At 51.7% G+C, this 26991-nt stretch carries 23 protein-coding genes; 6 read left to right on the forward strand and 17 right to left on the reverse strand.

Annotated features, from left to right (window positions below):
- Window positions 1-110: 110 nt before the first annotated feature.
- Window positions 111-2525, reverse strand: a complete 2415-nt coding sequence (locus tag KZ771_RS07020) for a VolA/Pla-1 family phospholipase (RefSeq protein WP_290654765.1) — start codon at window positions 2523-2525, stop codon at window positions 111-113.
- Window positions 2526-2707: 182 nt separating this feature from the next.
- On the opposite strand from KZ771_RS07020, the gene KZ771_RS07025 reads away from it, so the two are divergent.
- Entirely contained in the window at window positions 2708-3460 is a 753-nt protein-coding gene (locus KZ771_RS07025; RefSeq protein WP_290654766.1) for a YciK family oxidoreductase, read from the forward strand.
- Window positions 3461-3509: 49 nt separating this feature from the next.
- A complete protein-coding gene (locus KZ771_RS07030) occupies window positions 3510-4580 on the forward strand; it encodes a hypothetical protein (RefSeq protein WP_290654767.1) in 1071 nt (356 codons plus the stop codon).
- Here KZ771_RS07030 and KZ771_RS07035 read toward each other — a convergent pair.
- From KZ771_RS07035 to KZ771_RS07090, 12 genes are all read right to left on the reverse strand, one after another.
- Window positions 4528-6639, reverse strand: a complete 2112-nt coding sequence (locus KZ771_RS07035) for an aminotransferase class V-fold PLP-dependent enzyme (RefSeq protein WP_290573743.1) — start codon at window positions 6637-6639, stop codon at window positions 4528-4530. The two genes, KZ771_RS07030 and KZ771_RS07035, sit on opposite strands and share 53 nt — an antisense overlap.
- Before the next feature lie 86 nt (window positions 6640-6725).
- The gene (nqrM, locus tag KZ771_RS07040; protein WP_133539031.1) at window positions 6726-6938 is read right to left on the reverse strand and encodes a (Na+)-NQR maturation NqrM; all 213 of its coding nucleotides are present in this window, start codon (window positions 6936-6938) and stop codon (window positions 6726-6728) included.
- Window positions 6939-6950: 12 nt separating this feature from the next.
- Entirely contained in the window at window positions 6951-7994 is a 1044-nt protein-coding gene (locus tag KZ771_RS07045) for an FAD:protein FMN transferase (protein ID WP_290654768.1), read from the reverse strand.
- A 3-nt stretch (window positions 7995-7997) separates the two neighbouring features.
- Window positions 7998-9224, reverse strand: a complete 1227-nt coding sequence (gene nqrF / locus KZ771_RS07050; RefSeq protein WP_290654820.1) for an NADH:ubiquinone reductase (Na(+)-transporting) subunit F — start codon at window positions 9222-9224, stop codon at window positions 7998-8000.
- 46 nt (window positions 9225-9270) lie between these two features.
- Window positions 9271-9879, reverse strand: coding sequence for an NADH:ubiquinone reductase (Na(+)-transporting) subunit E (gene nqrE, locus KZ771_RS07055; RefSeq protein WP_133539030.1), 609 nt, complete (start codon window positions 9877-9879; stop codon window positions 9271-9273).
- A gap of 5 nt (window positions 9880-9884) precedes the next feature.
- Window positions 9885-10517 carry an NADH:ubiquinone reductase (Na(+)-transporting) subunit D gene (locus KZ771_RS07060; RefSeq protein WP_290654769.1) on the reverse strand — a complete coding sequence of 211 codons (633 nt, stop codon included), beginning with the start codon at window positions 10515-10517 and terminating at the stop codon, window positions 9885-9887.
- Window positions 10510-11286 carry a Na(+)-translocating NADH-quinone reductase subunit C gene (locus KZ771_RS07065; RefSeq protein ID WP_290654770.1) on the reverse strand — a complete coding sequence of 259 codons (777 nt, stop codon included), beginning with the start codon at window positions 11284-11286 and terminating at the stop codon, window positions 10510-10512. Before KZ771_RS07065 ends, KZ771_RS07060 begins: the two co-directional genes overlap by 8 nt.
- Complete coding sequence (locus KZ771_RS07070) at window positions 11279-12481, reverse strand: NADH:ubiquinone reductase (Na(+)-transporting) subunit B (RefSeq protein ID WP_133539027.1); 1203 nt, start codon at window positions 12479-12481, stop codon at window positions 11279-11281. The genes KZ771_RS07065 and KZ771_RS07070 overlap by 8 nt, the downstream gene beginning before the upstream one ends.
- A 2-nt stretch (window positions 12482-12483) precedes the next feature.
- Window positions 12484-13824, reverse strand: coding sequence for a Na(+)-translocating NADH-quinone reductase subunit A (locus KZ771_RS07075; RefSeq protein WP_290570326.1), 1341 nt, complete (start codon window positions 13822-13824; stop codon window positions 12484-12486).
- A gap of 174 nt (window positions 13825-13998) precedes the next feature.
- On the reverse strand, window positions 13999-15177 hold the full coding sequence (gene fabV, locus KZ771_RS07080; protein ID WP_290570324.1) for an enoyl-ACP reductase FabV: 1179 nt from the start codon (window positions 15175-15177) through the stop codon (window positions 13999-14001).
- Between the two features lie 78 nt (window positions 15178-15255).
- A complete protein-coding gene (locus tag KZ771_RS07085) occupies window positions 15256-15555 on the reverse strand; it encodes a BolA/IbaG family iron-sulfur metabolism protein (protein WP_290570322.1) in 300 nt (99 codons plus the stop codon).
- 11 nt (window positions 15556-15566) lie between these two features.
- Window positions 15567-16043 carry a hypothetical protein gene (locus KZ771_RS07090; RefSeq protein WP_290570320.1) on the reverse strand — a complete coding sequence of 159 codons (477 nt, stop codon included), beginning with the start codon at window positions 16041-16043 and terminating at the stop codon, window positions 15567-15569.
- 151 nt (window positions 16044-16194) lie between these two features.
- Between KZ771_RS07090 and KZ771_RS07095 the strand changes: the two genes are divergently transcribed.
- Window positions 16195-17544, forward strand: a complete 1350-nt coding sequence (locus KZ771_RS07095) for a capsule assembly Wzi family protein (protein WP_290654771.1) — start codon at window positions 16195-16197, stop codon at window positions 17542-17544.
- Here the strand turns inward: KZ771_RS07095 and KZ771_RS07100 are convergent.
- From KZ771_RS07100 to KZ771_RS07115, 4 genes are read right to left on the reverse strand one after another with little or no spacing between them, the layout of a single operon-like run.
- On the reverse strand, window positions 17522-18046 hold the full coding sequence (locus tag KZ771_RS07100) for an ABC-type transport auxiliary lipoprotein family protein (protein ID WP_290654772.1): 525 nt from the start codon (window positions 18044-18046) through the stop codon (window positions 17522-17524). The genes KZ771_RS07095 and KZ771_RS07100 overlap by 23 nt on opposite strands.
- A complete protein-coding gene (gene pqiB, locus KZ771_RS07105; RefSeq protein ID WP_290654773.1) occupies window positions 18039-19655 on the reverse strand; it encodes an intermembrane transport protein PqiB in 1617 nt (538 codons plus the stop codon). The genes KZ771_RS07100 and pqiB overlap by 8 nt, the downstream gene beginning before the upstream one ends.
- Before the next feature lie 22 nt (window positions 19656-19677).
- A complete protein-coding gene (locus tag KZ771_RS07110; protein ID WP_290654774.1) occupies window positions 19678-20901 on the reverse strand; it encodes a PqiA/YebS family transporter subunit in 1224 nt (407 codons plus the stop codon).
- Window positions 20888-22705 carry a sodium:proton antiporter gene (locus KZ771_RS07115; RefSeq protein WP_290654775.1) on the reverse strand — a complete coding sequence of 606 codons (1818 nt, stop codon included), beginning with the start codon at window positions 22703-22705 and terminating at the stop codon, window positions 20888-20890. The genes KZ771_RS07110 and KZ771_RS07115 overlap by 14 nt, the downstream gene beginning before the upstream one ends.
- Before the next feature lie 180 nt (window positions 22706-22885).
- Between KZ771_RS07115 and KZ771_RS07120 the strand changes: the two genes are divergently transcribed.
- Genes KZ771_RS07120 through KZ771_RS07130 form a run of 3 tightly spaced genes read left to right on the forward strand, consistent with a single transcriptional unit; the run spans window position 22886 to window position 26594 of the window.
- On the forward strand, window positions 22886-23869 hold the full coding sequence (locus tag KZ771_RS07120; RefSeq protein WP_290654821.1) for a Fe(3+) ABC transporter substrate-binding protein: 984 nt from the start codon (window positions 22886-22888) through the stop codon (window positions 23867-23869).
- Between the two features lie 34 nt (window positions 23870-23903).
- Window positions 23904-25529: an iron ABC transporter permease gene (locus KZ771_RS07125; RefSeq protein ID WP_133539016.1), complete on the forward strand. Its 1626-nt coding sequence runs from the start codon at window positions 23904-23906 to the stop codon at window positions 25527-25529.
- A complete protein-coding gene (locus KZ771_RS07130; protein WP_290654776.1) occupies window positions 25530-26594 on the forward strand; it encodes an ABC transporter ATP-binding protein in 1065 nt (354 codons plus the stop codon).
- The last annotated feature ends 397 nt before the right edge of the window (window positions 26595-26991 follow it).

Here is a 26991-nt window from a genome sequence, read left to right on the forward strand (position 1 = left end):
CCAAGCAAGCCCGCAGGGCGCCAGGCAAGCGCAGCGCCAAACAAAAAAAGGTCAGCGAAGCTGACCTTTTTGCCTAGCGGGCATGGCGGTGCAAAGCACCGACATGCCTGCTACTGTACCACTTCTTCGTTACTAATCGGCAGTAACAACATGTCAGAACCGAACCAGCTGAAGATTTGTGTTTGCATCTCTGCGGTTGCGGCTGCAGAAGCTGCCGGCGACACTAATGAACCGTGATCACCTGCGCTGAAGCGCACAGCACCAGAAACCGGATTGCCATCTTGCGACTGCACAGTGCTCGAAACTGACGGCAGACCCATTAACCCAATCAGTGGTTCAGTGCCCGCCAGCGGCTTGCCCTGAACCGCATTAGGAATAGTCGCATCGCCAATGGCTTCAATTAAATGCACCGGCGTACCCGTCGCAGCAACACCCGCTGAATAGTTAACCGGGTCTGCAGAGTCAATCACAGCCTGCGCAGCAAAAGCAAACTGCTCGAAGGTTGCATTGATTTGTGCCACCTGCGCAGACGATGCTGAATTCATGAATTCAACATAAACTTGTGCCAGCAGCTCGCTAAAGCCTGGACCGCCGGGGTTAATACCCGCAGCTTCGGCCTGTGCATTAACTGCCGCTGCAAAATCTGCACTTGCTGAATACAACAGTTGGCTCTTAACCGGCACTTCGAACGAACCTGACGCTAACAGGAAGTTAGCAATACTGCCGCCCGGCATACCAAGCGAAGACGCCTGCACACTGAACATTGGATTAAGCGGTGCTAACTGAGGGTTTTCAAACGGCGTATTGGCCATCGCCGTAAAGCCCACACCAGCAATTGCACCTAACGAGTGGCCTACAAAATGCACGTCCTGGCCATTTAACTGCGCACCATCGGCTGCCATAAAGTTATTTAAGCTCATGCGCAAACCAACTAAGTCAGCAATAGACTGACGCACATTATCGCGCGCGGCCAACAAGTTAGCTAAGTTCATGTAGCTGGTAACACCGGCCGCACTTGAGGCGTTAATTTCGTCCGTGCCATCACCATTAAGGTCGAAACCACGATCGCCATGCAGCGGATGGTCAATGGCTACGGTGGCAAAACCAGCCGCCGCTAACGAACCCGCAATACCAGCAGCATTAGTTTTGTTACCGGTAATGCCGTGTTGGAAGATCACCACCGGCCAGCCGCCTTGTGGCACAGCTTCTAATTGTGCCATACCACGCTGGGCGCGAATGGCATTCACAACCGCCAAATCAGGAATAGTGATAAAGGCAGGCACCGTTTGCGTACCCTGAATCGCCGGGATCGGGTTGTACTTAGTCAGGTGACGCTCTTCGTCCACACCCGGGAAGTCAAAACAGTTGTTAGGTGGCAGCAATAGCGTTGGATCCTGCAATGCTTCCTGTGGAATGCCTGCGCCTGCCGGGTCGATAATACCCTGCTGCACCGCACCTAAAATAGACGCCGGGCTATCACAGGCTGCACGCCAGCGACCATCCACCGGTGCACGCGGGTTTTCAGCTGATGGTAACGGCGAGTAGTAAGGTAGATTCACCTGACCACCGTATACGCGCGCAGCAGAAGCAGCTGCCAATACCGTAGGATCAGTGACGCCACTTTGCTGCAACACCACGTCCAGCGAGTAGCCCTGCGGCGCCGCCTGCATTACCGGAACTTCCGGTGACCATGGTGTTTCTATACCAGCGGCACTCAGGCCTAACATCTGTTTAGTTGCACCTAAGACATCACCCACCGATTGCGTGGTGAAATTAGACGTGTAAATAACCTCTTCGGCATCAACGCCAAACTGCGCCAGCGCACCTTCGTAGCTATTAATCAAACGTTGCAGAGACAGAGCCGACGGATCAGATGATACCGGATCGCTGTCTGCCGGACGTTTCATCAGGGTATAGGTCTGTGATGGCTTCACGTCACGGCCCAGGGTATCCTGAATACCGGACGTCAAAGCAACAATGTAGCCTGTTTTAGGCTTTAACGGCCGTAGTGGCACCACCGCAACGGTATCTTCATCAACCGCTGATACGGTAAAATCAACGCCGTGTGTTAATTCTGCTGTTACCGCACAAGCTGCTGCGGGGCTAGCCGCGGCACAAGTTGCATTAACGTCAGAACCGCCCTGAATGGTTTCGAAAACACGAATAGAGCCCTGGGCTTCCAAACTACCAGCGGCTACGTTAACCAAGTCGCCGTTCTCATCACGTGGCAGTGAAAAGTTAAAGGTTATCGTGGGGTGTGTACCCCAACCATCCAGACCATTTAACGCCACTTGTGGGTCACTAATATCACTTGGGTCCGCTACCGGAATATTTAAGGTTCCGTCGACAGTACCGCTAAGCAATACGTTAGTTGGCACCGGAATAATGCTGTTCGATGGGTCAAATTGCACGCGCGTTGCCGCAACGCTAACTTCCGTTTCTGTTAACGGTGCTTCGTCACCGCTACCACAGCCGACCAGACTCAATGCTGATCCAATCGCCAATGGGAGTAATAGTTTTTTCATGTGGATTCCCCAGTCCTTTTTACATTTTTATTATGAAGCCTTTCGCTTAACGATTTTTATACACCTGTATGAATTAAGATAAAAGGCTTTTTCCGGAATTTCTATTCGTTTGCTGAGAAGTTATCCGAATATCAGTACAATAGCCTACACTGACCTTAACAGTCCAATGGAAAACGATAAATATGCAAATCAAGACGGTACATGATTATCAAGCCCCTAAAGACCTCTTAACCGATAAAGTTATTCTGGTAACCGGCGCCGGCGACGGTATCGGCCGCCAGGCAGCGCTAACTTTTGCCGAACATGGTGCCACGGTTATTCTGCTGGGGCGCACAGTTGATAAGCTGGAAGCAGTATACGACGAGATTGAACAAGCCGGTGGCGCCAAGCCAGCGATTATCCCGCTGGATCTCAAGGGCGCGACTCTGGATCACTACCAGGGCATGGCGGCAACCATCAAGGAACAATTCGGCCGCTTAGACGGCGTGTTACACAACGCCGGCATTCTGAGCATCTTATCGCCATTCACTCATATCGAAGCAGACGACTTTAACGATGCCATGCAAATCAATGTTACAGGCCCCATGCTGATGACCCAGGCACTGCTGCCGGTGATGCAATTAGCCGACAATGCTTCGCTGGTATTCACTTCGTCAGGTGTCGGCCGTAAAGGACGTGCCTATTGGGGCAGCTATGCCATATCTAAGTTCGCCACCGAGGGCATGGCACAAGTGATTGCCGATGAGTACGAAACCACCTCGGTACGCACTAATGTGATTAACCCGGGCGCTACCCGCACCAGTATGCGAGCAAAAGCCTACCCTGCGGAAGATCCAAAAGCCCTTAAAACACCGTTAGATCTTATGCCAACTTATTTGTATCTGATGGGCGATGAGAGTAAAAAGGACAACAACCTGTGCTTTGATGCGCAATAATTGTCCGAACTGACTCCTCAATAAAGGACGTCTCAACTTAGGTGACATAATGCAATTAACTCGGTTTACCCAATTCAGCTCGACCCTTGCGCTTGCAGCTGCCGTTAATTTATCGGCCGTTGCTGCAGAGCCGCCAAAGCTGAAGGTACTGGAAAACCTCGAAAAGCAACTGTGGATTGGTGCAGCGCCGGTCAGCCGCTCGACTATTTGGCTGTCCGGCGAAAATGGCCTCGTCGCACACAGCGACGATGGCGGCAACAGTTGGCGATACAGCCAACCGGGTCAGGATGACCTGCAGTTTCGCGACATCGAGGCGATTGATAATCGCCAGGCTTACGCGTTAAGCATCGGCGACGATGGTCAGTCGAAGGTCTATTTTACCGATAACGGCGGTGCTAATTGGCGTATGCGCTACCGTGCCGAAGCCGATACCTTTTTAAATTGCATGGATTTGTCACCCAACGGCGAAGCCTGGGTATTCGGCGACAGTGTCGGTGACAGCTGGCGTATTGTGCGCAGTCCGGGTGGTCGCAACTGGATAAAGGCATACAGTGCTGTTAGTCAAAAACCCTTGTCTAACGAGGGTGGCTTTGCCTCCAGCGGCAGCTGCGTACGCTTCAATAACCAAACCTGGTTAGTCGGCACCGGTAACGCTGATACCGCGCGAGTTTTACGCAAAGGCGGTTTTGGTATTCGTTTTGAAGTTATTGACACGCCCATGCAAGCCGGTCCTAATGCCGGTATTTGGGCGGTATGGCCAGTGGATGACGAGCAGTTTTACATCGCCGGTGGCCATTTAAACACCGACGATAACGAAGGCCAACGACTATGGTACTACGATGGTGATGAGTTTAGCGCGCTGCCCGAACCGCCGTTACAAGGTGCGCTATACAGCCTCAGTGTAGTTGAACACCAGGGCCGCTGGATCTTAACCTCTAATCCATCAGGTGCCGCAGCCTACCACGAGCCGTCGCAAAAATGGTTCAAGTTAACCGACGCTAACGTCTGGAACGTGCAGTGTCACAGCGATATCAGTTGTTGGTTCGTCGGCAAAGATGGTTTCGCTGCTACGCTTGTTTGGAAGCCAGAGCCAGACCGCCCAACAAATGCCGAGTTTTAGTAAAACCCTGACGCCGCAGCGCTTTAGCCACCACGCCGCTGCGGTTGCCTGAACGGCACACACAAACTAACTCGCGGTCTTTTAGCGCAGCATTGTCGTGGATGAACTGGATAACCTGCGTTAGGGGCACGTTGATAACCTCCGCACAGCAGGGTAAATCATCCACCACATGCTCCTGACGTTCGCGTACATCGATAATAATCACATCATCGCGGTTCCAGAAGGCTTCGTCGCCAATGGCTATATCGATGCCCGTTTGTTTGGGATCAGTGTGTCCGGCAGCACCAGTTTGTTCACCCAACGATGTGACCAGCTCAGAATCAGGATCCTGCCCTGCGCAGACAAGCGTCTGACTGCCGATGCAGCGACATAAGGTTTCGGTTGCAATCTCCGAGCCGATAAAGGCGAAGTCAACGTGCAGCGGCTGCTCATCGGCAACTGGCTCACTGAGTAAATAAACCGGTAAACGGCTCCCCCAACGGAACAGCCGACGCGCACCAATCGATAAGCAGCCGTCAACGCCGCTTTGGCACTCCTGCGGGATAGCGTCACAGGTTGCCACCGCATCAACCGGCCAACCGAATACGTCGGTATCGGTATGCTGCAGTGGCAGCATTGCACGTAACATCGCTGCTGCATTAGCAATTTCACCCTCGGCGGCTGTACTTAAAACAGCCGGAATTTGGTATCCCTGACAATGGACAATGTTTTCGATACGGCCGGCTAGTGCCGGATGCGGGTCAATAACAACCATCTGTCGGGCAGCGCGATCGATTAGCAGATAACTGCACTGGTCGTCATAACGTAATTGCACCACGCCATCTAATAAACCATCGTTATCGTCATTGGTGTCGGCGACAATCAAACAGGACTGTTTTAATGCGGTTGCAGCTTGCTGCAGGCGTGTGCAAGCTTCGTCAATCTCAGCCTGAGTGGTTGCCGGCCCAAACGACAAACGGATGGCTGACTCGCTACGCCAGGAATCCAATCCCATTGCGTCTAAAACAAAGCTGCGGGTGACTTTAGAGCTACAGGCCGAGCCGGAGCTAACCCGAATATGGCAGGCATCCAGCACATCCATAATGTCACGCGAGGATACCCCGGACACCGAAAAGTTAAGCGTGGTGGGTACCGAAACCGAAAAATCGTTGTTGAACACCACTGTCGGAAAGGCTTGTCTTAATGCTTTCGCCAGTTGTTCACGATAGCTATTAAGCTTTTCAACCGATGCGAACGAACTGCCTTGCTGCATTAACCGGAACAACGCGTTCAATGCGGCGATGCCGGGCAAGTTTTCAGTACCTGAGCGATAACCACTCTCCTGACCGCCGCCGATAATTAACGGCGAAAACGGTGCCGCGTCACGCACCGCCATAAAGCCTATGCCTTTTGGCCCGTATAACTTGTGGCCGCTAAACGGCGCGTAATCAATGCTGGTATCATCCAACGCAAGCAGTTGTTTACCCAGTGCCTGTACACAATCAACCATCCAGGGGGCGGTAGGCGCGTTATCGCGGATAATCCGTTCAAGCGAGCCTAAATCCTGCACCACGCCAGTCTCGTTGTTCACCGCCATGGTACAAATCATTGCCGCCTGACTTACGTGCTGAGCAATAAACTCATGATCCAGCAAGCCTTTGTTATCGACCGGTATGGCCAACAGTTCTGCGTTAAGACCCAGCATTTGGTTCCAGTGCGCTAACGCCTGCGGTACCGCTTTATGTTCCGTCGCTCCATACATCAGATAACGACGTGGTCGCCGGGCGTCCTGCACGGCGGCACTAATGGCCGAAACCACCGCGGTCTGAATGCCCTCAGTGGCACCACTGGTAAAAATTAGTTTACTGTTAAACGAGCCGATAGCTTCACGCGCAAGCTGGCGTGTGGTATCCAAAATATAGCGCGCTTTTAAGCCGGTAATATGGCTACTCGAGGGATTACCAAATATGGCTTCCATGGTATGCGATACAGACCGGGCTACTTCCGGAAGTACGGGGGTGGTGGCGTTACAATCGAGGTAAATTTCCTGACTATCTGGCCGTAACTCTAATGGATTCATAACTACCCCCGCTTAAACAACATCGATTGAGGGTAGTTATATCGTTATAACTGTTTTGCGTCAATTGCTGACGCGAAAAGCGTGCACTAATGGATTTGGTTTTCTTTCCACTGTTGCTCTTTTGCCATGCGCGCCTTTTTCTTATCGCAAGGGTCATCGCAATCGCAGGCTTTATCCATACCCAGCGAGCTAATACCGCCGCAACTACCGGAAATCGTCTTGCGCTGAACAATATAGCCAACCGCCATAATCAGTACGACGATTAAAAACAGCGCCAACACCAGTAAAAATGTTTGCATGAGAACTCCTAATCACTCATCCGATAACAGTTTTTCGAACCCGGGGCTTACCCATTCTTCAAAGCCATCGTCGGTTTTTAGCACCAACATGGTATCGATTTGATGCTCAGTAACAAAGGCTTTTGCCTGTTCCGGCCCCATAACCAACAACGCCGTTGCATAGGCATCGGCTGACATGCAGTCATCAGCATAAACGCTGACTGATACTAAATTGTGTTGGATAGGCTCTGCTGTTAGCGGATTAATAATGTGTGAATAACGACGTCCGTTCTCTTCGTAAAAATTACGGTAATCGCCTGAAGTGGCTAATGCCCCTTCACTAAATGAGACAACTTCCTGTACTGATCGTTCCGTCGATACCGGCTTCTCGACCGCTAACCGCCACGGTTTACCGTTAGGTTTACCACCGCGGGTGCGGATCTCACCACCAATTTCGACTAAGTACTGGGTAATATCCAGGTCGTCCAATAAATAGGCAACCCGATCAACCCCATAACCTTTCGCAATCGTCGATAAGTCCACATAGACCTGCGGGTGACTTTTGGTCAGCTGATGATTAGCCAGTGTCAGCTTGTCATAACCAACATAAGCACGAATCTTGTTCAGTTCCGTTTCGGAAGGCACTTGTTCAGGTTTTGCCTGCGGGCCAAACCCCCACAAGTTAACCAGTGGCCCGACCGTCACGTCAAGCAAACCGTCGGTTTGCGCAGAGATTTCCAGCGCCCGGCTAACCACGCGTTCCAATGCCCGGCTTATCACTACCGGCTGAGTCGAGTCGTGTTGATTAAACCGCGATAATTCCGATTCAGGGTCGTAGGTCGACATCTGCGCGTTGACCTGCGCTAAAACCGTCTCGACCTTTTTCTGGATCTCCGCCTGACTATGGCGCGGGTCCTTACTGAACAGGGTGATGTTGTAGGTGGTACCCATGGTATCGCCGCTAAAGCGAATTTGCTTTGGCGCGTCCGAACAGGATACTAAAAAGGCTAGCCCCAGAAGGACTAGCCAGAATTTAGCAACCATGTTGGCAACCACGGCGGGTTTATAGCCCATCATTGCTTAACCACCAAAGTCATCCAGCATGATGTTTTCATCTTCAACACCAAGCTCGTGCAACATGTTGATGACCGCCGCGTTCATCACCGGCGGACCACACATGTAGAACTCACAGTCTTCAGGTGCGTCGTGATCTTTCAGATAACGCTCATAAAGCACGTTGTGGATAAAGCCCGTATCACCATCCCAGTTATCTTCTGGTTGAGGATCCGACAAGGCCACGTGCCACTCAAAGTTGTCGTTCTCTTCCTGCAACATATCGAAATCTTCAACATAGAACATTTCGCGCAGTGAACGTGCACCATACCAGAAGCTGATCTTACGATTGGTATTTAAGCGACGCAGCTGGTCAAAAATGTGCGAACGCATCGGCGCCATACCGGCACCACCACCGATGAAGACCATTTCAGCTTCGGTGTCTTTAGCAAAGAACTCACCAAATGGACCGGAGATAGTGACTTTATCACCCGCCTTCAGGCTAAAGATGTACGATGACATTTTACCTGCCGGCAGACTCAAGTCGTTCGGTGGCGGTGTCGCACAACGAACGTTCAGCATGATAATGCCTTTCTCTTCCGGGTAGTTAGCCATTGAATACGCACGGATAACTTCTTCGTCCACTTTAGATTCTACATCTAAGAAGCCAAAGCGTTCCCAGTCACCACGGTACTCAGGCGCAATGTCAAAGTCTTTGTACTTAATATGATGCGGCGGAGCTTCAATCTGAATATAACCACCGGCACGGAACGGCACGTCTTCGCCTTCCGGCAACTGCACCACAAACTCTTTGATAAAGGTTGCAACGTTGTCGTTAGACTTAACCGTACAATCCCACTTCTTGATACCAAAGATTTCTTCCGGCAGTTCAATTTTCATGTCTTGCTTAACGTTAACCTGGCAAGACAAACGCACACCTTCGCGCGCTTCGCGTTTGGTAATATGATCAAGCTCGGTTGGCAGAATATCACCACCACCTTCTTTAATCGTTACTCGGCACTGACCACAAGAGCCACCACCACCACAGGCAGAAGAAACGAAGATACCGGCATTGGCCAACGCGCCAAGCAGTTTCGTACCCGGCTGGGTAACAATCTTCTTCTCTTCGTCCTCGTTAATCAGGATTTCTACATCGCCCTGCGGTACTAACTTTGATTTGGCGACCATAATGATCGCCACCAAAATCAGTACGATGATGGTAAACATCCCTACACCGAGCGCTATCAGAGTAATATCCATCGATTCGTACCTTTAACGTTTACTGATTCAACACACTGGATTAAAGAGATACGCCGGAGAACGACATAAAGCCCAAACCAATAAGACCGACCGACATAAAGGTTGCGCCTAAACCACGCAAACCATCGGGTACGTCAGCATACTTGAGTTTCTCGCGCACCGCTGCCAAGGCAACAATCGCCAGACACCAGCCAACGCCACTGCCGATACCGTAAACTACCGACTCGCCAAAGTTGTAGTCACGTTCAACCATGAACGACACACCACCAAATATGGCGCAGTTAACGGTGATAAGCGGCAGGAAGATACCCAAGGCGTTGTACAATGCCGGTACGTATTTATCCAGCGTCATTTCCAGGATCTGTACCAATGCAGCGATAACACCGATAAAGGTCAGGAACCGCAAGAAGCTTAAGTCCGCATCCGGAAAGCCTGCCCAGTCTAATGCACCAGGTGCCAGAATGTTGTGATAAACCAAGTTGTTTACCGGTACCGAAATACCCAGTACAACGATAACCGCGACACCCAAACCAAAGGCTGTTTTTACCTTTTTAGACACCGCCAAAAAGGTACACATGCCCAAGAAGAATGACAGCGCTAAGTTTTCGATAAAAATCGCGCGGATGAACAGGTTAATATATTGTTCCATGGCCATTACTCCTTAGGTTCGACTTGGTCAGGGTAGAACGTACGTAGTACCCAGATAAAGCCGCCGATGATAAAGAATGCACTTGGCGGCATCAGCAGCAAGCCAACCGGCTCGTACCAACCACCTTCCGATACCAATGGCATAATTTGCACATCGAACAAACTACCTGAACCAAACAGCTCACGCACAAAACCAACCACAAGCAATACCACAGAGTAGCCTAAGCCGTTACCGATGCCGTCCAGCAAGGACATAAACGGCGTGCTCTTCATCGCGTAAGCTTCGGCACGACCCATAACGATACAGTTGGTAATAATCAAACCAACGAATACCGATAGCTCACGGGATATTTCGTAGGCATAAGCCCGCAATACCTGGTCAACAACAATAACCAGACTCGCGATAATGGTCATCTGTACGATAATTCGTACACTCGATGGAATGTGATTACGAATAATCGAGATGAAAAAGTTCGATGCAGCAACAACCGCGGTCAGCGCGATACACATAACCAGGGTGTTACTCATTTTAGAGGTTACCGCCAACGCTGAACAGATACCCAGGATCTGCAGTGCGATGGGGTTATTCGCGAAGATCGGTCCGAATAAAACGGACTTCATTTCTTTTGCACTAGCCATTGGTCAGCTCTCCTTTGCGAAGTTTATCGAGTAACGGACCATATGCTTTTTCGCTCATCCAAAAATCGATGGTCGCATCAACGCCGTTACTGGTTAAGGTGGCACCTGAAAGCGCATCAACTTCGTGCTCGTTAGACGCACCGCCTTTAACCAAATCAAACTTCACTTTTCCGTCGTCACCGTAAAGCTCCTTGCCTTCCCAGGTTTTTACCCAAGCAGGATTAGTGATTTCACCACCAAGCCCCGGTGTTTCTGAATGTTCGTAAAAGTGAACACCACGCACGGTACTCATGTCGTCTTCTAACGAGATAAGACCGTACATTGTGCCCCACAGGCCTTGCCCGCGGATGTGCAGCACCGCACCGTTACGGTTGCCATTTTCGTCCATCACCAGATAAACTTCGGTCATGTTTTCCATGGTACCTAAACCAGCAATATCCGTACTTTTATCAAGTTTGGTGCTGGTTTCCGGGTCGCCGGCCGCTTTGCGGTTATCAAAGTCCTTCGGGTCTTTGTCCTGCACCACTTGATAATCTTCCAAACTAACGACGTGCGCTTTAATACGCTCGTCGTAGACAGAAGGAATATCCATACCGGCTTCTAAGATGCCTGCCGCGTTCAGGATGTGACGCTGCATCGCCAGCGCCGCGTTCTTTTCCTGCATTGGTTTAAGCGCTACCGCTGACCCCGCAACCAGAATTGAACACACCAAACAAAGCGCCAGCACAACACCTATCGTTTTGCCTAAACTTTCGTTCTTACTAGCCATTGCGTGCTAACCTCCGTTTAATGTTTGCCTGTGCTACAAAGTAGTCAAACAGCGGTGCAAAAACGTTCGCGAACAAGATGGCCAGCATAATACCTTCCGGGAATGCCGGGTTAATTACGCGGATCATGACCGTCATAAAACCAATTAACAGACCGTAAGCGAATTTACCTTTGTTGGTGAATGATGCCGACACCGGATCGGTTGCCATAAACATCATCGCAAAGGCAAAACCACCCAATACTAAGTGCCAGTACCACGGCATCGCAAACATTGGGTTACTGTCGCTGCCAATCAGATTTAACAGGCCAGAGAACAGCACCATACCCACGAATACGCCGGATACGATACGCCATGAGGCAATGCGGAAGTAAATCAGTGCTAAACCACCGATTAAAATCATCAGCGTTGATACTTCACCCACAGAGCCCTGGATGTTACCTAAAAACGCGTCCCACCATAATTCGGTGTTACCGTAGTCCAGGTTACCCAGTGCCGCAGCACCCAGGTTAGTCGCGCCAGAGAAACCGTCAACTGCTGTCCAGATAGAGTCACCAGACATGCTCGCCGGATAGGCGAAGTACAGGAATGCACGACCCGTCAGTGCCGGGTTAAGGAAGTTACGGCCGGTACCACCAAAGATCTCTTTACCAATGACAACACCAAAGGTAATACCCAGTGCAACCTGCCACAGTGGCGTGGTTGCAGGCAGGATCAATGAGAACAGTACCGAGGTAACGAAGAATCCTTCGTTGACTTCGTGCTTACGAATGCTCGCAAACAGGACTTCCCAGAAACCACCGACAATAAAGGTGACCGCGTAGATAGGCAGATACCAGCAGGCACCGTACCACATTTTCGCGCCCCAACCGGCGTCAGCACCCAGCTCACCGCCCAGCAACTGGAACAAGCCCACCTGCCAAACGTCAGCTAACTGGTAGCCTTCAGCTAAAGCCATCGCGGCCTGGTTACCAACGTTGTACATGCCCCAGAACATCGCCGGGAACGTCATCATCCACACCAGGATCATAATACGCTTAAGGTCGATGCGGTCACGAACGTGTGTGCGAGACTGCGTCACCGTACCTGGCGTGTACAAGATAGTGGCTACCGCTTCATACAGCGCGTACCACTTTTCGTATTTGCCGCCCTTTTCGAACTGCGGCTCAATACGCTCGAGTGTATCTTTCAAGCTCATGGTTAGCCTTCTTTCTCAATCTTAGTGAGACAATCGCGCAGCACCGGGCCGTACTCGTACTTCCCAGGGCAAACATATGTGCACAATGCCAAGTCTTCCTCGTCCAACTCTAAGCAACCCAGTTGCTGAGCTTCATCGGTATCGCCTGACAACAAATCACGCAGCAATAACGTCGGTACGATGTCCAACGGCATAATGCGTTCATAGTTACCAATCGGTACCATTGAACGAGACGAGCCGTTCATTGATGTGGTCATGCTGAACAGCTTCTTCGGATTGAAATGACCGGCATAAGCTCGGGTAATCGAGTGCAAGTCTGAGCCCGGACGGATCCAACCCAAGAATTCTTTGTGGTTACCCTCAGGGATAACGCTCACTTGTGTGTGGAAGCGACCCAACCATTGATGGGCGTCGTCCACTTTATGACCATTAAGCACCGAGCCACTGATAATACGGTTATTATCGCCTTGCAGTTCGCCATCGCTCAACTCACGTAAGTTGGCGCCCATGCGAGTACGCAAAACGCGAGGCTCTTTAACGCCTTCGCCCGCTAATGCCACCATCCGATCGGTGAAGATTTCACCGGTGGTAAAGAGCTTACCGAATGCCACAACATCCTGGTAACCAATATGCCATGCCGGACGCTTTAAGCTAACCGGGTGCAAAAAGTGCATATGGGTACCGACCAAGCCAGCCGGATGCACGCCGCCAAAAGATTCAAGCTGAACCTTAGCGTCGCCGGTATCCACTTCAGCATCGCCCGCTTTAACCACGAACACTTTACCGTCAGTTAAGTTTGACAGCACTTTTAAGCCATCAACGAAAGCCTGCTTGTGTTCGTTAATAAACAGCGTCGGATCCATGCACAGCGGATTGGTGTCCATAGCGTTAACGAAAATAGCCGAAGCTTCTGCGTCAACTGCCGGCGCCTTGCTGTAGGGGCGGGTTCTGAGCGCTGGCCATTGACCAGACTCAATGAGGATTTCCTGAACTTTGTCGCGACCCAATGAGTCGAGTTTGTCGCTATCGAATTTTTCGAAGGTGATTTGCTCGTCACCATCACACTCGACAACAACGGCTTGCAGAACGCGGCGTTCGCCACGAGGAATGTCTTTTACAACACCCGCTGCAGGAGCCGTATATTTAACGCCCGGATTTTTCTTGTCTTCGAAAATCACTTGACCTTTTTTCACACGCTCATCAACTTTAACGTGCATGGTCGGGCGCATACCGACGTACTCTTCTCCCAGGGTAGCGACCGTCGTCACGGCCTTACCGTCGGATACTTGCTGCTGGGGGGCTCCCTTAATCGGGATATCCAGCCCTTTCTTGATAGTAATCATATGCGTTTGCACTACTCGTTAGGGAAGATTCATCACAACCAGCCGGTTAGGGCTAGAAACCTGAAAAATCAATAAGTTACCGAGCATGGCAACGGCTACGCGACAGCCAAACTCCGTAACTTAAAAACGTATTCCACACTTATCGGGCGGATTTTAACACTTTTTCAGGTGCGCTTACCAGTTAACTTTTGGATTAACATCAGCTTCGTAGTCAACGTTATCGAAGCCAAAACCAAACAGATTTAAAAAGTCCTGATGGTAACCTTCGTAGTCTGCCAATTGGTGGAAGTTGTCCTGGGTTACCTTATCCCAAAGGGCTTCAATTTTTGCCTGCGTCGCATCGTTGGTTTCGTAGCCATCCATATGCAAGCGCCCTTCGCTGTCCAGCTCCGGATCCGCGGCATACAAGCCTTCGGTGAAGAGGCGGTAGATTTGTTCAATACAGCCCTCGTGCGTGCCTTCTTGTTTCATCACCTTATAAATTAACGAGATGTACAAAGGCATCACCGGAATCGCAGAACTGGCTTGGGTAACCAACGCTTTAAGCGACGAAACATAAGCTTTCAGGTTGATATCCTGATAGTTTTTGTCAAGTTGCGTTGACGCACGGTCAAGATCTTCTTTGGCCCGGCCGATGGTGGCATGGCCATAAATTGGCCAGGTCAGTTTTTTACCAATATAGGTGTAAGCCGTGGTCTGACAATCCTGCGCCAGCACACCGGCATCATGCAGTTGTTTAATCCAGCGCTCCCAGTCTTCGCCCCCCATCACTTTAATGGTGTTGGCGATGTCTTCTTCAGTCGCCGGGTCAAGCGTTACATCGTGCACTTCGTCACGGTCGGTGTGGTAGGTTTTGGTGGTGTATTGCTTGCCTACCGGTTTTAATACAGAACTGTGCAGTTCGCCGGTTTCCGGGTCTTTGCGCTTAGGCGAAGCCAGGCTGTAAACGACCAAATCAATTTTGCCCATATTGGCTTTGATGTAATCGATAGTCTCTTGTTTGATTTCGTCCGAGAATGCATCGCCGTTGATTGAGTGGTACTGAAGCCCTGCCTGATCGGCTTGCTGATGGAAGGCCGCAGTATTGTACCAACCTGCGGTGCCGGTGCGTTTTTCAGTGGGCTCTTTTTCGAAACACACGCCCACCGTCGCGGCGCCGCTGCCAAACGCAGCAGTAATGCGCGATGCCAGTCCATAACCGGTCGAACAGCCGATAACCAATACATTTTTCGGCCCGTTTTCAACCGTTGGCTGTTGTTTTATCCATTCGACCTGACGCCGCACGTTCTCCGCACAACCCACAGGATGAGAGTTGGTGCAGATAAAACCACGAATCTTCGGTTTGATCACCATAGTAGACTTTCCCTATTTTGAATTTGGTCTTATTGTAGCTGGTTTGCGCAGTTTAACAGATCATACCATTTTTACGGGCTAACGCCCGCCACCCATACAATTAGGCGAATCCGGGGCCTGGCCTTGCCATTCGTCGGGGGTGTAGGTGTGCAGCGCCAGCGCGTGGATTTGTTGTAGTTCTTCTGCCAGCACTTTGTTAATCGCCCGGTGGCGTTGCAATAAGCGTTTATCGGAAAACGCTTCGCTCACCATGGTCACCTTAAAATGCGATTGCGCTTCGCGGCCACTAGCGTGCATATAACTCTCATCATCCACCTGCAAATGCAGCGGTGCGAACTCCTGCTGTAACTTTTGCTCAATCTGCTCGCGCATCTTCATCTCTAAACTCCTTACTGCTCAATTACCGCCGTGTGACAAATCACACGCTTGGATGCCAGCGTCGCCACCGCCGGAAACAACTGTTCGGCTACATCTCCCTTCGATGCCGATGCCGGCATCACCAGTCGATAGCGCTGGGCGCTGACCGTGCCATCGGTCTGCCATAGCATAAACGGCTGCCCGGCAAGCACCTGCTGTAACTGCTGCAAACCATCCTTGCGATAAGGCGGAAACGCAGTCTCATCGCCCGTCAAACGCCAATTATTCAATTCCATCTGCGACGCCAGTAACGCCTCGTTAACCGGATTACGACAAAAACTCAGCTCAATAACCGCGGCGCTCAAACGCCATTGCTCATTCGGCAGTAACTGCAGATCTAATTGCTGCATCGTCGTATCTAAGCCACTTTCAGTTGTTGATTGCGGTGCCGGTGAACAACTCACTAACACTACCGACAATAAACTAATCAGCCACGCTACTCGTTTCAAAATTTGCTCTCTCAGTTATTACCCGGCTGCACTCTATCAAAACACGCTCAAAGCACGCCATAAAAATTATAGGATTGTCTATTCACCAATGCTTCTGGCATCATAGCGTTATTCGTGCATTGGCATCAAAAACAATTATAAGGGACTCTCTGTGCGCAAGTCGTTGTTTTCTGCAATTATCCTGGCCACCGGACTGGGCTTGGTATCCCCTCAGGCGCAGTCTTCTGTCTATATCAGTGCCGATAACCAGGATCTCAGAAACAGTCTGAATGTGCTGGTCGATGCCGGTCTGATTAATACACCACTACAGCAATTACCCATGCCATGGCGAGCGATTTTGCTGGAACTGGATACCATTGATACACAGCAGCTTAACGATACCCAACAACTTGCCTTATTACAGGTGCGTCATTATCTGCGCAATGCCCAGAGCGGACCGCAAACCTACTTAAAACTACAAGCCAGTAGCGAAGCGCCCTGGGTAAACCGCTTTGGTCGCAGTGTGCAAGAGCGCGGCAGTCTAAGCGTAGCAAGGCATTTTAAAGGCGAGCACTTTGCCGCAAGGTTACAGATCAATCACCGCTGGGACCCATACGAAGACGACAACGAACAGACGCTGGATGGCAGCTATCTGGCCTATAACTTTGGCGACGTCAGCCTGTCGCTGGACGCACAACCGCTGTGGTGGGGACCTGCACAACACAGCAGCCTGCTGATGTCGACCAACGCCCGGCCACTAACTAAACTGCGGCTCGATTATAGTCCCGACTTCGCCCCCATCGGCCTTAACCCGCTACATGTCAGCACCTTTGTTGGCTATAACGAAACCCGGTTAGGTAATATTAATGTGTCGCGCGAAGTCCTCGGCCTGCGCGCTGCCACCCAATTGCAATGGGGCCTTCAGGCCGGGCTTAGTGCCGTGCACCAGACGAGTAAGACCGTTGTAAACAGCGCAATACCAGACAACACCATGGTCAGCCTGGATCTGCGTAAAGGCTGGCATTGGCAACAGCATCATTTTGCCGCTTATGCAGAAGTTGGCTTTGACGGCCAGTTAGAAGAAGGTGAGAACCCTGCATTTACAGTCGGTGGTGAATGGCAGTTTAATGCATCGATATTCAGCGCTCAGCAAATGCGTCACACCCTGGTAGCGGAATACACCGATACAGAAAGTCACAACTTCTATCAGCGTTTGCCACGCGTTTCGACCCAGCCGTTTTATCAGCATCACCAACGCAACCTGGGCTCGTCTTTTGCGCCCGACAGCCGCACGCTATCACTCAGTTACCGACTATTTGCAGCAGACGGCAGCGGCTGGACCGCGCAACTGGCTTATTCCAGCCTTGCCGATGACAGCAACCAGACACAGGCATTATTGCAACGCTCACAACCGGTGTTCGGTGGCTTGTTAAATATTGGTTTTGAATACAATGACAATGAGCGCGCCGGCGCCAATACCGACGACATAGGCGCGCGAATCAGTTGGGAATGGCGCTTTTAATTTGTTTTAGCGTATCGCTCCAGGCCTGGTTAAGCGCCATAACCAACGCCTCGTAACCATCGTTGGTTAACGGCTGCCGCTGGCTAAAGGTTTGTTCGATTTGCGTGTCGTCTTGGCGATAAAGCCAATGTCCTGTGACGACTGCGTTGCCTTCATCGTCACCATAAAAATCCATAACCTGAATAACTAGCTCGCCGTTGCAGTGCGGCTCACTTAAAACCCGCTGTACGCTTTGTTGTAACTGCTGTTCCAGCGAGCCACTCCAGCGGTGATGGCGAGCTGCATGAATGCGGGTTGCGCTCTGTTGCAGCAAAATACCATCGCTGAGCATCAAGTCACTTACCACAACCTGCCGCTGCGCCGCACTGCACACCTGCTCCGGGCTGCTGTTTAACAGCGGCAAACGATACTCACCTTTAACACTATCAAGTTGACTGGCACAGCCACTCAGGGCCACCAGAGAAACCAACGCAACAGCAATACTCGGAATCAATTTAATCATGGGCTTTAGGCTCCGGATCGGCCGGCTTTTCGGCATCAAAAATTAGCGAATTCGGCTGTTCACGTAACTGCTCCGCAAGCGGTTTTAAGTCGCGCGTTAACGCCTCGATATTAGATAAGGTTCTGTGCAACTGACGGCGTGTGGCCGAACCATCATCAACGCTACTTAACAGCCGCTCTAATTGGGTTAAATTATCCTGCAATAGCTGCGGTAACTGTTGCATGCCCGGCTGCTCGACAATGGCCGCTACTGACTGTGCCAAAGCTTCAATCTCGTCGGCGCTCTGCTCCGTCGCGGCCATCGCCTCACTAAATTCGGTCAGGCTCTGTTCAAGCTCCAGATCATTAAATTTATCCAGCAATTGGTTCAGCTTTTCTTCTAAGCGGCTAAAGTCACTGACCATCGACGGCATCACCGGGTAACCGGCAAATTCAGACTGCGCCTGCAATTCGGTTTCGGGATAAAAGCGTAAGTCGACATACAAGGTGTTGGTCAGTAAGTTTGAGGCCCGGATATTGGCTCGCAAGCCCTGTTCAAACAGCTCCGGTAATCGTTCACGCCAATAGCCGATGTCGGTATCAGGCACCAGTCCATCCATGCGTTCCGGCTCGTAACGTACTAATACCGGGATCTGTTTTAACGGCGCTTTGTCACTGTCGGTGGGGTTCCAGCGCAGCGGCACTTTAAGCACCGTGCCCACGCGAACGCCCTTAAATTGAACCGGCGCGCCTTCTTCCAGGCCGGCAACCGACTCATCCAGTAAAATCACATAATCGATGCCATTAACAAAGCCTTGTTGCCGCGCAGCCTCGGCACTGGCAAATAACTCAAACGAGCGTTCCTCAGTCATTTTAGCGCCGCTCGGCTGCCCTTCAGGCACGCCAAAATTAATCCCCGCGCCCAGCAATGACTCGAAAGAACCCAGCGACACGTCCAGACCATTGGCATTCCAGCGCAGCGATAAACCGCTTTGCAACCAAAAACGCGTATTCTCGGTCAATAACTCGTCATAGGGCTGTTCAATAAACACCTGGTAGCGCATGCTGCGGTCATCAACGTTAAAATCAACCTTTTCGACCTGCCCCACCGACAGGCCGTTATATTGCACGGTATCACCGACTACAACCGCACTATTAACCGAGCTGGTCAGCGTAATACGCCGTCCCGGCGTTTGTTGCGGTGTTACCGGCGGCTCTTCCAACGCCTCAAAACGCGTCGCTGTCTGCTCTGATGACCCCGGCTGTAGCCGTATATAAGCGCCGGACAGCAAGGTGGATAAGCCACTAACGCCCTGCCGGCCAATACGCGGTTTAACCACCCATAAACGACTATCTTCGGCCAACATGCGCTGCGTATTTTCGTTCATTTCGATGGTTAGCACCGCCGCGCTCATGTCCTCGCTCAGGCTGATTTCACTAACCAAACCGACGTCCACATTGCGCACCCGCACCGGCGTTTTACCTGCTTCAAGGCCCTCGGCATCGCTAATCAACACCTCTATTTGCGGCCCCGAGCCGGCACTCTCCTGCCACACCATCCACAGCGCTACCGCCAAAGCCAATAGCGGGATAAGCCAGATGGGTGAGAATACGTTTTTCATCGCGCTCATGGGTCGTCCTGATTCCTTCACTTTACTTTGTTGTCGGCATAAAAAAGCGTCGCGTGTCAAAGGTCATCGCTGCCAGCATGGTCAATATCACCGTTAACGCAAACGCCAGCGCCGCGTTACCGGGATACACCGACATCAACTGCCCACTGCGCACCAGCGCTACCAGCACGGCAACCACGAAAATATCGATCATTGACCAGCGACCAATCCAGTCAGTGACCTTATACAACACCACCCGGTTTTTTACGGTACTGTCGTTGCCGCGTTCAGCAACATAAAGTAACACCAACAACGTCAGGATTTTAGCCACCGGTATCACCAAACTAGCAACAAATACGATAATCGCAATAGGGGCATCGCCGCCTTGCCATAATTCCAGCACGCCACCGATTATGGTATTGGGCTGGGTGCGGCCAAAGCTCGTTGTTTCCATAACCGGTAATACATGCGCAGGTACCAGCAATAACGCCGCTGCAATTAACAACGCCAGGGTTAAGCGCCAGCCACGCCAGCGGGTTAGCGACAGCGTTTCGCCGCAGCGCCAGCATTTTTTATGCTGTCGTGAATTCGGCGCCTGACAACAAACACAACCGCTCAAACCCTGGTTATGGGCAGCCCTGCCGGCTTCGGATTGCGGCGCTTGCTGATGCGGTAACCGATGCCACAATTGGTAACGGCTGACATTATTGGCAACCCACAACTGCAGCACCACAAACGCAATAAACGTATAGAAACCCGACGCCAGTTCCACTGCCGCCAGCCCCGATATTTTAATCAGCGACACCAGTGCACCCAGCAAAAACACATCGGCCATCATCCATACCCGCAGCTGCACCACGGTCCGGATAAAATAGAGAGTCACCGGGCCCACTGGCCCTGAACCAAGTAAACGGGTGAATATCCAGCAGATCGCCAGCAAATATAAAACCGGCACAACCCACACCGTGAATAGCACCAGTATCGCCAATAAGCGTTCGTGAAAGTGCAATAACTCGGCACTGGTATCCAGCAGGCTCATGGTCTGCGATACACCACTGGCGGAATAGCCGACAAACGGCAACCACAAGCTGACCAATGCCAATATTAACGCCGCCAGCGCTAACGCCAGCGTGTGCCGCTCGCTAACGGGCGCACCGCCCCCCAGGCGATGCCCGCAGCGCGGGCATTTAAATACCTCGGTTGATGTAACGGGTACATCGACAACCCAGTCACAATCCGGGCAAACGCAACGATTACTCGTCGTCACGACCACCTTCTTCGGCCTCTTTCTCCGGTGATATCATGGCAATAACCAGCCAGCCCGGCATCGGCTTCAGTTCACGCTCGGTGCTGAATATATGCACCTTCTTCTGTTCATCCATGGCAAACATCGGTACCGCCCGGGCGCCGTACTGCTGTTGGTAATCCTCAAAACTAAAGTTCTCGGTAATTGGCGTCGACTTCATTTTAGCGCCCTGAAAATGCAGGCTGGCTAACTTAGAATAAGTTACGCTTTCGCCAAACAAATTCAGTGTGGTTTTATAAGCTTCCGATAACTGATGGCTAGCCCGAAAGTCCGATTCGCCGCTATTTAAGCCATGCACTTTGTTACTGCCAAACCAGTCCTGATAATACACTGAAACCAATGGGTTTAGCTGCTTATACGGCGACATCACTAACAGCCGGCCAATACCGGTCAAATCGATATTATTAGAGGCGTGTTCCGAGGCCGGGTTACCAAAATAAACCGGCAGGTTATCCATGCGCGCGCTGCGAATGTTCTCCCAGTTGGTATCGGCCAGGCGCACCTGTACATCGTGTTCCTGCAACGATTTAGCCACGGCCCGCGCCATTTGGTTAGCACCAAATATCAAAAAGCCCCGCGCCGGCGGCTCAATTACGCCCAGTAAACGCGCCAGTGGCTTAGCGGTAAGACTTTGCAGTACCACCGTGGTCATGATCACCAAAAATACCAGCGGTACAATCGACTCCGCACCGTCCCAGCCGGACTGCTCCATTTTTAACGCAAACAGCGCCGACACGGCTGCGGCTACGATACCGCGTGGCGCAATCCACGACAGCAGCACCTTGTCTTTAAAGCGCAGCTCGGTGCCAATAGCCGATAACCACACCGCCAACGGCCGCACCGCAAACAGAATAATAGCCAGCAAAATCACCGCCGGCAGGCCCAGTGCGTCGAACTGCGCATAGTCCAGCCGCGCTGCCAGAATAATAAACAATGCCGAAATCAACAGCACACTGAGCGTTTCTTTAAACTCCAGGATCTCGTCCAGGTTCAGGTTTTTGGTGTTGGCCATGGCCATACCCATTACCGTTACCGTCAACAAGCCCGATTCCTGTTGAATTGCATTAGACAGCGCAAACACACCCAGTACGATGGTCAGCGTGGCGACGTTTTGCAGGTAATGCGGAAACCAGCCACGGCCCAGCGCCAGGCCTAATAACTTGGCCGCAACCCAACCAAAGAAAAAACCAATACCAATGGTTTTGGCAAACGCCTGCAGCGAGTGTAAAAACGCCACGTCCTGGCTGGCGATGATAAATTCATACACCAAAACGGCTAACAAGGCGCCAAGCGGATCAATAATGATGCCTTCCCAACGGAGAATATTCGCCAGCTTATTAATCGGCCGAATAGAGCGTATCATCGGCTGAATAACGGTTGGTCCGGTGACCACCACCAGCGCCCCGAACAGCGCCGACAGTTCCCACTCCCAGCCCATTAAAAAATGCGTCAGCACGCCAATGGCAATCCAGGTCACCACCATACCCACGCTGACCAGGTTAGTCACCATGCGGCCATGGCCGCGAATTTCTTCAAACTTAAGTGTCAGACTGCCCTCAAACAGGATCACCGCAACGGCCAGCGAAACCAGTGGAAACAGCAAATCGTCAAACAGTTGATCCGGGTTCAGCCAGCCCAGCGTGGGGCCAATAATCAGGCCGCATACCAGTAACGGTAAAATGGCCGGCGTTTTTAAACGCCAGGCTAACCACTGACAACTGATTGACAGCACCCCGATTAGCGCTAACAGGGACAATTCAGACATACACGCTCCATGTAAATCACTTGACTTTCGTCAAAACACAAATGAGAATAGCTATCATTAAATAAAAATTGTGATAGCCTACTCGAACTATCTGATTCTATACGCAAATTATTAGCAAGAGGTTTCTCTATGGCAACTTTCTTTAACAAAGCATTCACGCTGGCCGCAGTCGCCAGTGTCATGACCAGTTTATTGCCGGTCGCAGCCAATGCCGCCGAAGTTAACGTTTATTCGTCGCGTAAAGAGGCATTAATCAAACCCTTGCTGGACCAGTTTAGCGAAAAAACAGGCATCGAAGTGAATTTATTAACCGGTAATTCCGATGCACTATTGGCGCGGTTAAAATCTGAAGGCGAATATACTGCCGCCGATCTATTCCTGACCGTTGACGCCGGCGCCCTGCACCGGGCAGTCGAGGCTGATGTTTTCCAACCGGTTTCATCACAACGCATCAATCAGGTGGTACCGGAACATTTTCGTTCTGATGATGATCACTGGGTGGGCTTGAGCCTGCGCGCACGGCCAATTTTTTACTCGCCGGAGCGTGTTGACCCATCACAGTTGAGCGATTATCTGTCGCTGGCCGACGAACAATGGAACGACCGCATTTGTATTCGTTCATCAAACAACCTTTATAACCAGTCACTGGTTGCTGCATTAATTGAGCACCACGGTGCCGATAACGTCGAAAACTGGGCCGAAGGCTTAGTCGAAAACTTTGCCCGCCAGCCGGTAGGTGGCGACCGTGACCAGATCAAAGGCGTCGCCTTTGGCGTCTGTGATATTGCCGTGGCAAATACCTACTACTTTGGCCACATGCTGAATTCAGATGACGCCGAAGAAAAATCAGCCGCCGAGAAAGTAAAAGTTTTTTGGCCGGCACAGGATAGCAACGGTACCCACGTTAACGTATCCGGTATCGGTGTTACCAAGCACGCGAAAAATATCGACGAGGCCAAGCAGTTAATCGAATTTTTGCTCTCAGAAGAATCGCAAAAATGGTATGCTGAAGCCAACTACGAGTACCCCGTTCGGGAGGGTGTTGCCTGGAGCGAGACTCTGCAACAATGGGGCGACTTTAAACAAGACGACATTTCCATGGACATCCTTGGCGAGAATAATGCCGAAGCCGTGCGCCTGATGAACCGCGCAGGCTGGAGATAAGTCCTTAGTCATTGAATTCTAAGGAGAGTTGCTAATGACCCGCGGCCCGTTATTGTTGTTCGGTGTTGCGGCATTGATTGGGTTACCTCTAATTGTGGTGGCCCTTTCTTTGTTAAATCCTCAATGGGATACACTGGCGCATTTATGGCAAACGGTGATCCCGGAATATGTTGGCCATTCACTGATCCTGCTGGTTTCGGTGGGTATTGGCGTGACTGTGCTGGGCGTCAGCAGTGCCTGGTGTGTGTCACAATTTGATTTTCCCGGCTGGCGTTGGGTTAGCTGGGGGTTATTACTGCCACTGGCGATGCCCGCCTACATTACCGCCTATACCTACACCGGCTTGCTGGACTACGCCGGCCCGGTACAGCAGTTTTTACGCGCTGCCTTCGACTGGCAATTAGGTGAGTACTGGTTCCCCAATATTCGCAGCCTGCCGGGCGCTATTTTCGTGCTCTGTGTGGTGCTCTACCCCTATGTTTATTTAATTACCCGTGCGGCCTTTATGCAACAGTCCACGGCCGCTTTTGAAAGCGCACGCACCCTGGGCGCCGGCCCCTGGAAAAGCTTTTGGCGTGTTGCTATGCCGTTAGCAAGACCGGCCATTGCCACCGGCGTTACCCTGGCATTGATGGAAACACTGGCCGATTACGGCACCATGGAATACTTTGGCGTTACCGTGTTTACCACCGGTATTTTCCGCACCTGGTACGGCATCGGCGATACTCAGGGCGCGCTGCAATTGGCGGCTATTTTATTACTGTTTGTAATTGCGCTGATTCTAGTCGAGCGCTATTCACGCCGCCGCGCTAAGTTTTATCAACGCCGCAGCGATGGTCAATCGCTACGCAAACCGTTGCACGGCCGACATGCGGTTTACGCCGCTGTGGTTTGTTGGCTGCCTATTGTATTGGGCTTTATCATTCCGGCGTTTGAATTGGTGGTGTGGTCCATCGAGCGCGCGGAGGTCTGGACCCAGCCATCGTTTTGGCAGTTAACCTTAAATACGCTGTGGCTGGGGCTGTTGGCTGCAATGATCACGGTGATGCTGGCGTTATGGCTGGCCTATGGCCGTCGCCGCCACCCGACCCGCCCGCTGCGGGTTGCCGTAAGTCTTGCCGGTCTTGGCTACGCTATTCCCGGTATCGTTATCGCGGTGGGTTTGTTATCGCCGCTGGCCTGGATGGACCATCGCATTATCGATTTCAGCCGCTGGGCATTTGATTTTAATCCCGGCTTGTTGCTATCCGGCACCGTGGTGGCGCTACTGTTTGCTTACAGCGTACGGTTTTTATCGGTATCGCTACAGACGGTTAGTTCGGGGCTGGAGCAAATTACTCCACAAATGGACGATACCGCACGCACCCTGGGTGCCTCACCGCGGCGTATTCTGTGGCGTGTGCACTTACCACTATTACGCAGTTCTATTTTGGCGGCGCTGATATTGGTGTTAGTGGATGTCATGAAAGAACTACCGGCAACGCTGGTGCTGCGCCCGTTTGATTTTAATACGCTGGCCGTGCGGGCGTTCGAGATGGCGTCGGACGAGCGCCTGGCCGACGCCGGGCCACCGGCATTGATGATTGTCGCGGTCGGATTAATTCCGGTGATGATGTTATCGCGGGCGTTAAAAACCCAAAGTATAAAGACGGGAGACTAAATGAGCGCGTTCCTTAAACTCGACAAGGTATCGATAGAACTGGCCGGGCATCGCATCGTCGATGACCTGAGTATCGCGTTAGAACCCGGTGATATTGGTTGTTTAATGGGTCCGTCCGGCTGTGGCAAAACCACCGTGTTGCGTGCTATTGCCGGTTTTAACCCGGTTTCCGGTGGTGCGATTTCTTTGCAGGGCAAGGCGGTGTCATCATCGTCGCTGTCGATACCGACGGAACAGCGCCAGGTCGGCATGATGTTTCAGGACTTTTCATTGTTTCCGCATTTAAACGTTGCCGATAACATTCGCTTTGGTATTGAGCACTTGTCTGCCGATGCGCAGGAGCAACGCATTAAAGAGCTACTGCAACGGATTGGTTTAAATGGCTATCAAAAACGTTACCCGCACGAGCTATCCGGTGGCCAGCAGCAACGTATCGCGCTGGCTCGCGCATTAGCGCCGAAGCCGCAACTGATGTTGCTCGATGAGCCGTTTTCGAGTCTGGACGCGGAACTGAGGGAGTTGTTGGCGCAGGATGTGCGACAGCTGTTGAAAGAGGAAGGCATTACGGCATTATTGGTTACCCACGACCAGCAGGAGGCCTTTGCTATGGCCGACAAAGCCGGTGTGATGTACGCCGGCCAGCTGTTGCAGTGGAATACCCCTTACGAGCTTTATCACGAGCCGGAGCATCAATTGGTGGCCGACTTTATCGGCCGCGGCGTGTTATTACAAGGCCGGATCCGCGAACATCAGCTGCACTGCGCGCTGGGCGTGATTGATCACGAAATTTTGTGTGAACAGGACGACCACGACGTGACCTTTTTAGTGCGCCCGGATGACGTCTTAATCACCGATAAGCGCGACGCCGAATTAACCGCCATAGTCGCCGGTCGCGGCTTCCGCGGCTCGCACTATCTCTACACCCTGGAGCTACCCGACACCTCCCAGGTACTGGCCGTCGGCCCCTCACACCAACCCCTGCAAAACGGCGCCCAGGTCGGCATCGAATACGACTTCGACCACCTCGTCGTCTTTGATTCAGATGTTTGCGAATTGCCGGATTAATTGCGCGGGTCCTCAGTCGACGGCGCGCTTCGCCCCGCCGGTGCGCGAGTTGTCCGATTAATTAATTGGATCTTCAGTCGACGGGGGGCTTAGCCTCCGCCGGTGCGCTCGGCTTCGCCTCGCTAAACCGGCGGCTACTTACGAACTTCAATAGCACAACGGCCGTAACAGCACCTCGATATCGAGTGTTTTTTTAAAAGATTTCACCACAGAGGACACGGAGAGCACGGAGAAATCTTATTAAAGAGAAAAAGAATTCAACGCAGAAAGGCATTAAAACCTCGAATGCCAGCATTTCCCGCGAACGCGAACAGATCATAAGTACCCGCCGGCTTAGCGACCGCAGGGAGCGCAACGGCGGGGGCGGACCAGAACCCGCCGCCGAAAGCCGGCATAA

The organism is Idiomarina sp. (genome assembly GCF_019431395.1).
GTDB lineage: Bacteria > Pseudomonadota > Gammaproteobacteria > Enterobacterales > Alteromonadaceae > Idiomarina.